This is a genomic window from Ancylomarina longa (assembly GCF_003996985.1).
Lineage (GTDB): Bacteria > Bacteroidota > Bacteroidia > Bacteroidales > Marinifilaceae > Ancylomarina_A > Ancylomarina_A longa.
Genome location: NZ_RJJX01000001.1, coordinates 246,083 through 260,928 on the forward strand (window position 1 = coordinate 246,083; position 14,846 = coordinate 260,928).

7 protein-coding genes are annotated in these 14,846 nt (G+C 37.5%); 3 read left to right on the forward strand and 4 right to left on the reverse strand.

Annotated elements, in window-relative coordinates:
* Window positions 1-157 precede the first annotated feature (157 nt).
* Both DLK05_RS00975 and DLK05_RS00980 read left to right on the forward strand, forming a co-directional pair.
* A complete protein-coding gene (locus tag DLK05_RS00975; RefSeq protein WP_127342101.1) occupies window positions 158-2,170 on the forward strand; it encodes an alpha amylase C-terminal domain-containing protein in 2,013 nt (670 codons plus the stop codon).
* Between the two features lie 3 nt (window positions 2,171-2,173).
* Window positions 2,174-3,874, forward strand: coding sequence for an alpha-amylase family glycosyl hydrolase (locus DLK05_RS00980; protein WP_127342102.1), 1,701 nt, complete (start codon window positions 2,174-2,176; stop codon window positions 3,872-3,874).
* A 78-nt stretch (window positions 3,875-3,952) separates the two neighbouring features.
* Here DLK05_RS00980 and glgP read toward each other — a convergent pair whose 3' ends face one another.
* The 4 genes from glgP to DLK05_RS01000 all read right to left on the reverse strand — a co-directional run bounded on the left by glgP (window position 3,953) and on the right by DLK05_RS01000 (window position 13,011).
* Window positions 3,953-8,188: an alpha-glucan family phosphorylase gene (glgP, locus tag DLK05_RS00985; protein WP_127342103.1), complete on the reverse strand. Its 4,236-nt coding sequence runs from the start codon at window positions 8,186-8,188 to the stop codon at window positions 3,953-3,955.
* 265 nt (window positions 8,189-8,453) lie between these two features.
* Window positions 8,454-9,758, reverse strand: coding sequence for a glycoside hydrolase family 57 protein (locus DLK05_RS00990; RefSeq protein ID WP_127342104.1), 1,305 nt, complete (start codon window positions 9,756-9,758; stop codon window positions 8,454-8,456).
* Window positions 9,759-9,775: 17 nt separating this feature from the next.
* Window positions 9,776-11,071: a glycosyltransferase family 4 protein gene (locus DLK05_RS00995; protein ID WP_127342105.1), complete on the reverse strand. Its 1,296-nt coding sequence runs from the start codon at window positions 11,069-11,071 to the stop codon at window positions 9,776-9,778.
* Window positions 11,072-11,073: 2 nt separating this feature from the next.
* The gene (locus tag DLK05_RS01000) at window positions 11,074-13,011 is read right to left on the reverse strand and encodes a glycogen debranching enzyme N-terminal domain-containing protein (protein WP_127342106.1); all 1,938 of its coding nucleotides are present in this window, start codon (window positions 13,009-13,011) and stop codon (window positions 11,074-11,076) included.
* A gap of 376 nt (window positions 13,012-13,387) precedes the next feature.
* On the opposite strand from DLK05_RS01000, the gene DLK05_RS01005 reads away from it, so the two are divergent.
* On the forward strand, window positions 13,388-14,839 hold the full coding sequence (locus DLK05_RS01005) for a sodium:solute symporter family protein (protein ID WP_127342107.1): 1,452 nt from the start codon (window positions 13,388-13,390) through the stop codon (window positions 14,837-14,839).
* Window positions 14,840-14,846 lie beyond the last annotated feature (7 nt).

Sequence of the window (14,846 nt, forward strand, 5' to 3'; positions counted from 1 at the left end):
GAAATAGAGTGCTACAACACCAATAGCTTACTTTCCGCTCTCGAAAATTAAGCAAAAACTTCATCGCGAATTAAAATAAGCCTTAGAGATAAATTGTATCTTTACCAGTAATCACACCAACTGCTATAATCCACGAACAAAACATTAGATATTGCTTATGAACCAAGTACTACCAATTGTACAGTCAGACTTCTATTTGGAGCCCTATCAGTTTGTTATCGAGCAGCGAATGAAGACAGTGCTCCAAAAAGAAAAAGCCCTGACAAGCACTACCCTATCCGAATTTGCCAACGGACATCATTATTACGGTCTTCACAAGAGCGAACATTCCTGGATTATTCGAGAATGGGCACCCAATGCTACTCAAATCTATTTAATCGGTCCTTTTTCGGATTGGAAAGAACATGCCGACTTTCAATTTAAAAAAACAGATCGCGGTAATTTTGAATTACAAATTGCATCTTATTTATTAAAGCATCAGGATTTATATAAGCTATCGGTACACTGGCCTGGCGGACAAGGAGAACGAATTCCTGTTTGGGTCAATCGGGTGGTTCAGGACGAAACCACCAAACTATTCTCTGCGCAGTTATGGTATCCGGAAAATACGTATATCTGGAAAAATGATAAGAAACGATACCAACCGGAAGTACCTCTTATCTACGAAGCACATATCGGTATGGCTACCGAAAAAGAAGGCGTAGGCAGCTATGCCGAATTTCGGAAATTGGTACTGCCCCGCATCCACAAAGCCGGATACAATACCATTCAACTTATGGCAATTCAGGAGCATCCTTACTATGGCTCCTTTGGATACCATGTTTCCAGTCTGTTTGCCCCCTCCTCGCGCTTTGGCACACCCGAAGAACTGAAGGAATTGATTGATGAAGCGCATGGTATGGGTATTATGGTGATTATGGATATGATTCATTCTCATGCCGTAAAAAATGATTTGGAAGGCATCGGAAATTTCGATGGTTCTCCCTATCAGTTTTTTCATGAAGGAATACGTAGGGAACATGTTGCCTGGGATTCCCTTTGCTACAATTATGGCAAGAATGAAGTTCTGCACCTATTGCTTTCCAACATCAAATATTGGCTGGAGGAGTTCCATTTCGATGGCTATCGGTTCGATGGGGTAACCAGCATGTTATATTACGATCATGGTTTATCCCGCGACTTCACCGGCTACGATATGTATTTTGATGGCAACCAGGATGAAGATGCCATCTGTTATTTAGCTCTTGCCAATAAACTGATGAAGGATTACAATCCCAATTCCTTTAGTATTGCCGAGGAAATGAGTGGCTATCCCGGTTTGGCTGCACCGCTTGAAGCTGGAGGATTGGGTTTTGATTATCGCCTGTCGATGGGTACACCCGATTACTGGATTAAGCTCATCAAAGAACAACAGGATGAAGCCTGGGATGTTGGAAGCATATTCTACGAACTTTCGAATAAACGCAAAGAAGAAAAAACCATTAGCTATGCCGAATCTCACGATCAGGCATTGGTAGGTGATAAAACCATTATATTCCGATTGATAGATAAGGAGATGTATTGGAATATGGCTAAGGATAGTGTAAGTCTGGTAGTGGATCGGGGAATTGCCCTTCACAAGATCATTCGTCTCCTCACCTTTTGCTGCGCCGGTAATGGATATCTTAACTTTATGGGAAATGAATTCGGACATCCCGAATGGATAGATTTTCCACGCGAAGGGAATGACTGGTCGTACAAACATGCACGCCGACAATGGAGTTTGGTGGACAATTCGGATCTGCGCTTTGGTCAGCTGAATGCTTTCGATCGGGCCATGATTCAATTGCAAAACGAACAGCACTTTATGGAAGATAGCTTTATTCATTGCCTTATGGCGGATAAGGGAGATCAGGTTTTGGCAATTCAAAGAAAGGATTTGATTTTTGTATTCAACTTAAATCCCAGCGAATCCTTTACCTTCTATGGCATTCCTGTAACAGCTGGTAAGTACCAGGTATTGCTCGATTCCGATGCAGAATCATATGGCGGTTTCCATCGAGTGGATGATCAGCAAATATACTATTCTCGTGCAGAGGCAAATTTATCCGACAAGCACAGAGTCCATTTATACCTGCCAAGTAGAACGGTTTTGGTATTGAAACACACCCCGCCAAAAAGTATTTTTTAAGCTATGGAGAAAACGAAGATTGTTATCTATCAGCTATTCGTTCGATTATTTGGGAATCGAAATACCAATCCTATTGTAAATGGAAACAAAGAAGAAAATGGAAGTGGTAAGTTTAGTGATATCAGCCATTTGGCCTTAAAAGAGATAAAGCAACTGGGAATCAATCATATTTGGTACACCGGAATTATAGAGCATGCCATCACAGAGGGCTATCCCGACTTAGCTATCCCTAATGGTAACCCTTTGGTGATAAAAGGAAAAGCCGGATCGCCCTATGCTATCAAGGATTATTACGATGTGAATCCTGACTTAGCCAATAATGTGGAGGAAAGAATGCAGGAATTTGAAGCTTTAATTCAGCGTACCCATGAAAATGATCTGAAGGTGATAATTGATTTCGTACCCAACCATTTGTCCCGAGAATATCATTCGGATAAAAAGCCGGAAGGCGTTGAAGACTTTGGTGCAACAGATGATACCGATATTACTTTCACTCCATCCAATAACTTTTATTACCTACCCAATCAGGAATTACAATTGGCAGCAGCAATTCAAAATAGATTTCCCGATACGCATTATCACGAATATCCTGCCAAAGCAACAGGTAATGATCTGTTCACGGCTTATCCCAAGCTTAACGATTGGTATGAAACCATCAAACTCAATTACGGAGTAGATTACCAAAATGAAAATGCTTCTCACTTTCATCCAACTCCCAATACCTGGATAAAGATGAAGGATATTTTATTGTATTGGGCTCGCAAAGGAGTAGATGGCTTTCGTTGTGATATGGCCGAAATGGTTCCTGTTGAATTTTGGGAATGGGTGATTCCGGAAGTAAAGCAGGAATTCCCCGAAATCCTGTTTATTGCAGAGGTTTATAATCCGTCTTTATACGATTCCTATATCCACAAAGGAAAATTTGATTATCTCTACGATAAAGTTGGATTGTATGACACCCTTCGGGGTATTATTCAGGGAGAGCAGTCTGCCAAAGAAATTACGAATTGCTGGCAAAGTCTGAATGGCTTAGATCCCTATATGCTACGTTTTCTGGAAAACCACGACGAGCAGCGCATCACATCCCGATTTTTTGCTGGCGATGCATGGAAAGCCCTTCCGGGAATGACGGTATCTGTATGTTTGCATCAGGGACCTGCCATGCTCTATTTTGGACAGGAAGTGGGAGAAGCGGCTCTGGGAGCTTCTGGTTTTAGCGGTGATAATGGCAGAACAACAATCTTCGATTATTGGAATGTACCCGAGCATCAGAAGTGGATGAACAATGGAAAGTTTGATGGGGACTCACTTTCCCAAGATCAAAAAGAATTGCGAAAGGCCTACGCTGACATTCTACACCTGGCAAAACAACCCGCAATAGCAAAGGGTGCTTTTTACGATGTGATGTGGGTGAATTCGGATAAGAAGCTGTTCAATTTTGATAAAGCATATGCCTTTTTGCGCCATTGTGAGGTACAAAAATTACTTATCGTCTGTAATTTCGATTCTCAATCACAAGAAGTACATCTCAAAATCCCCTCTCATGCTTTGGAAATAATGAATATCCCACGACCTATTTCTATCACCTTACAAAATCTTCAAAATTCCTTAGCAGTAAATACGGATAGTGAGCAGTTGACTGAGGAAGGAGTTAAACTAAAGCTTAAGACTTATGAATCGCTTGTTTTGGAAATAATAATCTAAAAGCTTCGTATTTATAAATCTTCATTAAAATAAAAAAATAGGTTGTCGATTCTATATCAACAACCTATTTCTATTTATTTAAATCCACTTCACATAGTTGAAATCCTGTCTGTGCGGTAGATTAGGATTGCAGGCATACATCCGCAAACCAAAATCGAATATTCCCGGATCTTCCAAATCCAAATCTAATTGATAGAATGCTAAACTGTCCACTTTACGTTTCTGCTCTAGTTTTACAGATCGAATTGGACCAGCAGCCACCCCGTTCATGGCAGTACGAATCACTAATTCTACACAAATTTCCTCTTCAATCAAACCTTTTAAATCCAAAGCTACCTCTACATGGTATGCCTCTCCCGATAAATATTTGTGCTTCGGAGTACTTGGAGCATCTACAGATACCACTTCTATCTGCTCCCAACCTGATAATATCTTCCGCTTCCAGGCAGCTGTACTTTTAGCCAATTCATAATTACTACTTCTGATATCCTTCACTCTTTCGAATAAGGGAGCATAATACCTTTCCTTGTAATCGTCAATCATTCGTTTGGTGGTATAATCAGGAGCAATCTCCGCAATACAATTTTTAATATATTTCACCCAATCCACCGGTATATTATTCTCATCTCTTTTATAATAAAGAGGAATAATCTCATTCTCGAACATGGAATAAATAGTCTGTGCATCCAACTCATCCTGGAAAGCCTGATTTTCATAGGTTCGCTTATCCGTTAGGGACCAGCCAGCTCCTTCGCGGTATCCTTCCAACCACCAGCCGTCTAGCACACTATAATTCAGGACTCCATTCATTACCGCTTTTTCCCCCGATGTTCCGGAGGCTTCCAATGGCCTGGTTGGCGTATTCATCCATATATCCACACCTTTCACCAATCGTTTTCCCAGTTCCATGTCGTAATTTTCCAGGAAAATAATTTTACCTACAAATTCTGGTCGGCGAGAAACATCAACTATCAATTTAATCAAATCCTGTCCGGCCTTATCTGCCGGATGAGCTTTTCCTGCGAAAATAAACTGTACTGGTTTTTCAGGGTTATTTAATAATTTTGATAATCGATTCAAATCGCTAAACAGCAAGTGCGCCCGCTTATAGGTAGCGAATCGTCGTGCGAAACCAATGGTTAAAGCATTCTCATCAATAGAGTCCAATATCTCCACCAAACTACGGGGATCCTCATAACGGCGAATCCAATTATCCTGGAAACGAACTTTCGCATAATCAATTAATTTCTTACGAAGCACATTTTTAATATTCCAGATTTTTTCATCAGCTACTTCATGAATCTTTCTCCAGTAATCTTTGTTGGAAAGATCATTTAAGAAACCATCATTAAATTCGCTTTCATAAAGGGTCCTCCATTCTTTCGCGGTCCAGGTAGGATAATGCACTCCATTGGTAACGTAACCGATATGCAGTTCTTCGGGAAAGTATCCCTCATACAGACTATTAAACATCTTCTGGGAGATTTTACCATGTAACCAACTCACACCATTCATTCCAACAGAGGTGTTCGCAGCCAAATTACTCATAGAAAATCTCTCATTTGCATCTTTAGGATTCACGCGACCTAATGCCAGAAAATGCTCCCAACTTATTTTCAATTGTGCTGGAACATAGGAAAGATAATGCCGAATCATTTCTGGGGTAAAAGTATCGTGTCCGGCTGGTACAGGTGTGTGCGTAGTAAATAAGGAAGATGCTCTTACGATTTCCAAAGCCTCATCAAATTGATACCCTTCTGCTACAAGTTTAACCAATCGCTCCACATTAATTAAGGCAGCATGTCCTTCATTGCAATGGTATAAATCCGGCTTAATTCCCATGCAATCCAAGGTCTTAATACCACCCAAACCTAAAAGTATCTCCTGTTTGATTCTATTATCCCAATCTCCACCATAAAGCTGATGAGTAATAGAACGATCCTGTTCTGCATTTCTTTCTGTATCTGTATCTAACAAATACAAAGAGATTCGACCAACTTCTACTTTCCATATTTTTGCAGTAAGTGTTCTATCCTCCAAAGGCAGGTTGATGGTTTTCTGAATTCCATATTCATCACGTACCTGAGTAATAGGAAGCTGCGAGAATTTCTGAGCATTTAACTCCACTAACTGCTCTCCGCTTAAGGATAAGCGTTGTGTGAAATATCCAAACCGATACATGAATCCGACTGCCACCATGTCCACAAGAGAATCACTTGCTTCTTTTAGATAATCGCCAGCTAATATTCCCAGACCACCCGAATATATTTTAAGATTATCACTTAAACCATATTCCATGCTGAAATACGCAATTTTAGGTTGTGATTTATCTGGTGATTTAGACATATACTCTTTGAAATCCTGATAGACAGCAGTATATTTTTTAATAAATTCTTTATCCTTAGCCAATTCATTTATTCTGGTACTGGATATTTGTTTTAACAAAATAATTGGATTCTTTTTACAGCTCTTCCATAATTTTGGATCGATGGACTCAAATAAGTCAATGGCAGTAAAATTCCAGCACCACCAAATATTCTTTGACAGTTCTTCCAATCCTAACAAATTACTCGGTAAATTGGATTCCACAATTAGCTTACGCCAATGAACGTGATTGCTTTTGGATATTGCAAGTTGCTTTTCAGCCTCAACACTTACATCCACTTCCTTTCCCTTTTTCATTCTTTTTCTAATTGCTAATTCATATGCCTTATAATAATATCCTATAAAATTCTTCCACAAAGCTTTTTCTGCAATTTGTCTTGCATTTTCCCTGCAGGCCTCTATTTCCTTTTTCTTCTTCCCTGCAAAAGATTGAATGTAGTTTGTTATTTGCTGAGTCAATTCTGCGGTATTGGAGTCGCTACGCTCCAAAACCTCTACTCCTCCTTTTCCCGATAGCTTAATTCTTTTAACCCATTGACCAAAACCAGCTAATGAAGTAGTTAGACTAGGAACGCTATACGCAACACTTTCCATGGGTGTATATCCCCAAGGTTCATAGTACGATGGAAAAACAGAAAGATCTAATCCCATGAGCAATTCGTAATAGCTTTTATTAAAAATACCATCGGAACCATCCAGATAAGTAGGTGCAAAAATTACCTTTACCTTTTCTCCAACCTGATTTGTAAATCCCAGTTGTTTGATTTTATTCAAAATATCATCGTGATCAACATTTCCCAAATAGTGAGTAAGGAATGGAGTTACCAAAGGCAGATTCTTTGTTTGATTTTCCAAATTTTCCTGCAAATCTTTACGTGCCCCACGATTATCACCCGGAATTAAAAAGAAGGCAACAATTTCCCGCTGCTGATTTTTATTCTTATTAATCTGGGCTAAGGCTTCCAGAAATACATCAATACCCTTGTTTTTAAACTCGTATCTTCCACCTGTTCCCAGAAATAAAGTATTCTCAGATAGCTGCTGACCCAATAGTGCTTCTGCAACATCTTTCAAAAGGTATCGTGAAGCAATAGATTTAGAATTTAGGATCTGCTGATCAGGAACGAAATCATCCTCAAAACCATTTGGCATGATAACATCTACCTCTCTGCCATAGAATTGTTTACATTCTCTGGCCGTAATTTCACTCACAGTAGTTAAACAATCAGCCGATAGAGCAGCTAATTTCTCTAAGGAACACTTGGCCGTAACATTATATTGCCTGGTTTTTTCGACAGCATTAAACTGATAGAGATCATCGTAAAGGCGTTCATTATTACTGGCCAAAACACGCCCAAGCATTGTTGCATGAGTAGTAAATATAGTAGCAATACTTGCTGCCTGATCTTTAAGATACAGACAACCCATTCCAGTCATCCATTCATGAAATTGAGCCAATACCTTATCTCTAGCATCCAAATTGAATTTAACGAAACTCTCAATCGCCTTTCCTGCAGCATATCCAAACATGGCTGGTTCATGATAATCATCTCCTCCATAAAGAGATTCCAGACCATAAATCTCCCAAAACTTCGCATAAATGGCATCCTTTTTAGGCAAAAAATATTTGAAATCTATTAAGAAAACAATAGGATTTCCAGGAATCTTCCAACGCCCAATCCGAACAGATAGTCCTAAAACTAAAGCAGCTTCTCTCCATTTCGCAAACAAAGAATTGTCTTCCTGAAATTCTTTTGCTCGTTGCTCTTCAGAATCAAAATCAGGACCAACATATACAATGTTGTCCTTAAATTTTTGTTGTAGCGATAAGGCTTTTGTAGAAACTACTGTATGAATTCCTCCTACCTTGTTACAAACCTCCCAACTAACTTCAAAAATAAAATCCGGAGTTAATATCACCTCATTCATACACAATATATTACTTGTAATTCTTTAATACTTAATTTACATACCTCTTAAAACAGCAAATCTTTCATTAAGTTCTGGCATATGAGAAATAAAAACCTATCGTGTTCACGTCAAACATCAAAGGAAATCATTTTTTGTTGACCTTAATTTAAATTCTTGCGTTCTCAGATTTATACATTCAAGAGAATAACCTTCATCATGAACTGGATTCATTAGGAATATTCTTAATCACATTCAAAATTTATTTAATCCAGCATGGCAAAACTTATTCTGTCTTAGAGTACTCATCTTTCAGTTTTCTGATCTCAGATTTATATTCTAAAATTATGGCATCTCTTTTTGTTATTTCAGCTCTCAATGCCTCCGCATCATCCGATGCTAATCCTTTCTTCTCTTTGATTCTTAATTGAAAATCACTTAACACATTCATATAATTAATGAATGCATCATATGGCGAAGAATATGGATTGAAATAGGAGTGAACATCTCCATCAGAGAAAAATTTAGTACACATATAATAAAAATGATCACTGGCCTGCAAATATTTCCAATCCTTAAGCAGAAGATTGTCATTCAAAGCCAATACATCATCACGAAGCGCATATAATTTCTCGAAAGCTTCATTCTGTAATTTATTACCTAACCATGCCGACACGTCTCTTTCTTCATCCGCCCACGAAATAGGATAAGGTACATGTGCTTGAGCTATAGGTTGAAAATTTGTTGCCAGATTAGAAGGTGTCTCAAATTTTAATTTTGATTTCAGAAAAATTTCTGCTGGTAAATACTGCAGAAATTCAAAAATTCCTGATTCTTTTTTCTGGTGTTCCCCAAATGTTTCGTAATCCATAAAGATATTCACAAGCTCCTCTTTCGCATCAATTTCATTGATCCAATCCACAAACTTACCTGCTGTTAATGGCCAATCTTTCCAACCTTCTGCCGAGAATCTAAAAGCAATATCATCGCTCAACTTATAATTTCTCATCAAGATTTTCAATTTGGGATTAATGGCATTGCAGTATAAGTAATTCGGACTCTTCCAACCAAGAATATGTTTTGCACCTTCGGTTAGAATTGCCTTATACCCCATCTCTGAAACCATTTCACCAATACCATCAGAATATATCATTTCTGTATTTCGAAAGGCTGTTGGCCTTACACCAAACAAATTTTCGATTCTATCGCTATGCTCTTTTACCTGAGATACAAATTCATCTTTATTCTTTAGCGATGCCAAAGAATGCGCATAAGTCTCCGCCAAGAACTCTATATTTCCGGTTGCTGCCAACTCCTTAAAACTGTCAATAACCTCTGGGGCATAGGATTCAAATTGATCCAAAGCAACCCCTGTAATGGAAAAACTAAGTTTAAATTTCCCTTTGTATTTTTTCAGGATATCAAGTAATATTTTATTTGCAGGCAAATAACATTCATCTGCAATCTTCCGCATAATCGATTCATTGGTGTAATCATCGTAATAGTAATGGCTATTCCCGATATCGAAAAAACGGTATCTTTTTAATCTTAACGGTTGATGAATCTGAAAATATAAACAAATTGCTTTCATAATTTTGAGTTTTGTGGTTAGACTAAAGAATTAATTGCTGCGGTATAAACCTCGTGAACATGAATTGCTGCATTGGCCCATTTTAAGTTATCAACCTCTTCTTTTCCTTCTTTCTTAAATACTTCAGAAAGAGAATTATAACTAATAATTCCATAGATAGCATCTGCCATGGCATCAATATCCCAATAATCTACTTTCACAGCATGAGTTAAGATTTCTGAGACTCCGGATTGTTTAGAAATAATAACAGGAACATTAGATTGCATTGCTTCTAAAGGAGAAATTCCAAATGGCTCCGAAACGGATGGCATCACATAAACATCACTCAATAGAAACATTTTAAAGACATCGTCGCCTTTTAAAAATCCAGTAAAATGAAATTTGTCAGCAATTCCTAATTGCGCTGCACGTTCCACCATTTTCTCCAACATATCGCCGCTTCCGGCCATAACGAACCTCACATTAGGTGTTCGCTTTAAAACCTGATAAGCAGCCTCCACGAAATATTCTGGACCTTTTTGCATGGTAATTCTACCTAAAAAAGTCACTATTTTATCTTTCACTCCTTTTTTGATAGCCAATTTTTCTTCTACAGAAACTGGTTCTACAGCATTGTACACGGTAATAACCTTAGAAGGATCCTGACCGTATTTCTCAATTACAATATTACGAGTAAGGTTACTAACAGTGATAATTCTATCCGCAGCATCCATTCCCATTTTTTCGATTTCAAAGACTTTAGGATTCACATTTCCACCACTTCTGTCAAAGTCTGTAGCATGAACATGAATCACAAGCGGTTTCCCCGACACTTCCTTAGCAGCAATACCTGCAGGATAGCAAAGCCAATCGTGAGCATGAATCACATCGTGTTCATAATCCGAACTAATGGCAGAAGCAACGTAGGCATATTTGTAAATCTCTTCAATAAGATTGGCTCCGTACTTTCCGCTAAACTCCAATTTACCTTCCTTGTCCACTTTGAAAAATTTATTCTTTCCGTACAAATCCTGACTGGAAAAAGTATAATATTCATCAGGATCATTATAAGGAACCAGATGTGAGTCAACTTCCAGGTAAGTATGTTGTGATTTAAATTTTTCGATATGAGACTGAACCTGCTTTATATTTACACCATTTGCTCCTACTAATTGCATTTTACTTTGATCTTCATCCCCATGTGCTTTGGGAACAACAAATACAATCTCTAAATCTTTAACTTTAGACAATCCTTGTGTCAAACCATAACAAGCAGTACCCAATCCTCCGGAAATATGAGGTGGAAATTCCCACCCAAACATTAGAACTTTCATATTCAATCTATTTTAGATGGTTGTTGTAACATTTTATTCACTCTAATAATTTCGGCAACACTCAGAGCGTAGGAAGTTGCTTCATTGGGACGATGCGGAGGATTTCCGTCGTAAATTTCAGATATCGATCCCAATCCATGTTCATTCAAACAATCTTCAAAATTATTCAATAATCGCTGTATTCTGGATTCTCCTCCAGACTTATAAAGAGCTAAGTAAGCATTGGCAAAATGCCCAAACAACCAAGGAAAAACAGATCCATAATGAAAGGCATTATTCCTTTGTGTCTCATTCCCCTGAAAGACACCAACATACTCGTGATTTTTAGGAGAAAGCGATCTCAATCCTCGTGATGTAACAAGTTCCTTTTCAATTAAATCTAAAATTGACTTTTTTTGTTCTTTTGACAAGCAAGAATAGGGAAGTGAGGCCGCAAATAATTGATTAGGACGAACTGCCCAACTTTTGTGAGAATCATCTATATAGTCTGCCAAATACTTTTTATCCTTATCCCAAAAAACCTCTAAAAAGGATTCTTTAACCATAACGGGAACATCTTCCCAATCAGAAACAAATAGATGATCTTTTGCTTCAGCTGCTAAATCTAAGGCAAAACAAATAGCATTGTACCATAAAGCATTTATCTCAACAACATAACCCATTCGCCGATTCAGAAAAGTTCCATTATTTTGAATATTCATCCAGGTAACACCTTGTTTGATGGTCCAGAGCAAGCCATTCTCATTCATCTTAATGGCTAGATTGGATCCAAATTTATAGTGTTGAAAGATTTCCTTTATTTTCTTTCCATACTTCTTCCATAAATTCTTCTTATCTGCACCATACTCCACATATTTTTGCAAAGCCCAAATAAACCAAAGCGGTACATCAACCGAAGCTTTGCCCTTACTAAGCACACGATCACTGGAGAAACGATCGCACAAATGCTTATAGGAAGTATTCAGTACTGCTAAAAAAGTTTTTTCATCTCCTCTTGCTAGCGTCAGGCCAGGAAGTGAAAGATAAGTATTTCGTTCACTAGTACTAAACCATGGGAAACCATTAATAATTGTAGTTTCTCTTCCTTTTCGGGAAATAAATTGATCCGCTGAATTCTCCAAGCAATTCTCAAAACTATCCCGTTTCACCCTTTTTTTTAATTCTGAATTGAATTGCCGATTAATAACATTTGGAGCAATTTCCTTAGTTCCGGCACAGAAAACAATAGACTCCCCTTTCTGAATCTCCATCTCAAAATAACCAGGAACAAAAAGATCCTCATGACAATCATATCCTCTTTTCTTTTCCTCTTTATATTCCACATTGTAATACCAATCAGGAACATGTATAAATTCAGATTTTTTTGAAGTTTGCATATGCAGGTATGGGAAACCTTCATATAATTTACTTCTTATACCATTATTAATAACCTCTGCTCTTGTATTTGCATCCAGGTTAGCTTTGGTTAATTCATGAATATTTCGAAACGCCAGAAATGGCTGCAAACGTATAACTGTTGGGGAATGTGCATCCAATAAAGAATAACGAATTAATAAACGTTGTTCCTTCTCCACTAGTAAAAATTCCTTCTTTAAGACCACACCACCTACTCTATAAGTAATAGCAGGCATAGGATCCATCTCATATTTCCGAATATACTTATGTCCTTTAGGACTATATTCACCTGGAAATTTGTGAATACCTAAATGAAAATCAGTATCATGTTGAATGATGGTTTCATCCAATGCGGATAAGAGCACATAGTTTTCACCAGAGAAATTTTCAATAGGGCATATTAACATCCCGTGATATTTTCTAGTATTGCAATTAATAATGGTTGAACTGGCAAAAGAACCAGCGCGGTTGGTTCTAATAAACTCCTTCTTTAATGAATACTCCGTATTCACCAATTGAGATTTATCAAATTTTAAGTAATCCATTCGCAAATAATTAGGGTTAGAATTTAAGACACAACATCGTTATTTTATCATAACTTTCAAATCGTACTATTAAAGGTATTATAAATTTTCAAAAAAAATTGAACTATCACCTCTTTTTATTATTAATTTTTCTATAAGTATTAAGGTAATTATCAACTCCTTAACATAGCACTTTCTTGAAAGTGCGAACTGCAAACGTTCCCAAAAAAAAATACCTACATTTACATCGTTTTAAATTTCCTATTCTGAATTATATTTGTTCAATTAAACACACAAAACAACCCAATTTATGATTAGTATTATTTTTCACAGCAATAAGGAAATAATTCTATATTAAAACCTTAATTCAATTAATTTTATAAAGTCAGATTCCTAAATGAATTCTTTACAATACCTATCCCTTACTTTACTCGTATTATATTTTGTTGGTATTATGATTATTGTTCTTCGTTCGAAGGCAAGCGAAAATACAGAAGATTATTTTTTAGCAGGAAGACAATTGCCTTTCTGGGCCCTATCTATTACATTTATTGCCTCTTGGTGGGGAGGTGGTTCTGCCATTGACCTGGTTGATCATGGGTTTAATCAAGGAATTAGTTCCTTTTGGATTTACGGAATGCCTGTTCTCTTCTCTACATTCCTAATGTATCTGTTTTCTAAAGCAATTCGAAAAATAGGAACCATCACTCAACCACAACTTATGGAGGAACGTTATAATAAAAGTGTGGCATTACTCCTTTCTATTCTTATTTTGATATTCATGACCTTAGGTGTTGCCACGCAGGCAGTTGTGATTGGAAATTTCTTTCAATCCTTTTTTGATGTAGATTACAAAATAGCAGCCCTGATAGGAACTGGAATTGTACTCACTTATTCCTTCTTTGGAGGCTTTAAAGGGGTTGTGCTTACCGATATTATTCAGTTTGTATTCCTACTGATCGCAGCAATTGTACTATTTATTTTTGCATATAATCATTCAGGTGGGTTTGAAAAAGTTCGGCAAATTGCAGTGAGCACAGACAAGAAGTCCTTCTTTTCATTTTTTCATAACATCTCCAACAATTTTGTCTTCATCATCACATTCGGATGTTCTTGGATGATACAAGCTAACATTTGGCAAAGAATCTCAGCCACTAAAACTCCTACTGATGCAAAGAGAATGATGTTACTTGCCTTTATTGTTTTTATTCCTTTATACTTGATCGTGACACTTACTGGTATGCTTAGCATTGCTCTATTCGATACTGTTCCCGAGGGAGGGATTGTTCCTGCCATAATCTTAAACTATATGCCAACAGGTTTGGCTGCTCTCCTTTTTGTAGGATTATGCTCGGCTATTATGTCCACTATGGATTCTATGATTAATACCGGAGCTTTGGTCTTAAGTGTTGATATTTATAAACACCGACTGAGACCCAATGCAAATGCAAAGCAGATGGTCTGGACGGGGAAAATAGCGACACTAATCATCTCATTTTTAGGTTTATTAATTGCATTGGAAATCCGATCCATATTAAAAATATCGTGGATTGGCTCCGATTTTCTGGCAACCGGTGCTTTTGTTCCATTGATTTTAGGCTTTATCTGGAAAAAAGGAAACTCGAAAGCGGCAGCTACTTCCTTAATTTTTGGACTTTTATTTTCTGGCTACAATCTTGCCATTGCTCTTGGTGCCAATCTACCAAGCGCATGGGAGATAGCTTCTGTACAACAAGCTTCCATTGGAATGTCTGCTTCATCTATTCTATTCATCGCGGTTAGTCTGCTCACCAAACCCGAGGAGAAAAAAGCAACGGATTTTATAAAGAAAGCTGGTATGATAAAATAGGTAAGAA

Excerpts from the sequence above, each read along its gene's own strand:
- glgP (WP_127342103.1), bottom strand. The coding sequence starts at position 8,188 with ATGAATGAGGTGATATTAACTCCGGATTTTATTTTTGAAGTTAGTTGG.
- DLK05_RS00980 (WP_127342102.1), top strand. The coding sequence starts at position 2,174 with ATGGAGAAAACGAAGATTGTTATCTATCAGCTATTCGTTCGATTATTT.
- DLK05_RS00995 (WP_127342105.1), bottom strand. The coding sequence starts at position 11,071 with ATGAAAGTTCTAATGTTTGGGTGGGAATTTCCACCTCATATTTCCGGA.
- DLK05_RS00990 (WP_127342104.1), bottom strand. The coding sequence starts at position 9,758 with ATGAAAGCAATTTGTTTATATTTTCAGATTCATCAACCGTTAAGATTA.
- DLK05_RS01000 (WP_127342106.1), bottom strand. The coding sequence starts at position 13,011 with ATGGATTACTTAAAATTTGATAAATCTCAATTGGTGAATACGGAGTAT.
- DLK05_RS01005 (WP_127342107.1), top strand. The coding sequence starts at position 13,388 with ATGAATTCTTTACAATACCTATCCCTTACTTTACTCGTATTATATTTT.
- DLK05_RS00975 (WP_127342101.1), top strand. The coding sequence starts at position 158 with ATGAACCAAGTACTACCAATTGTACAGTCAGACTTCTATTTGGAGCCC.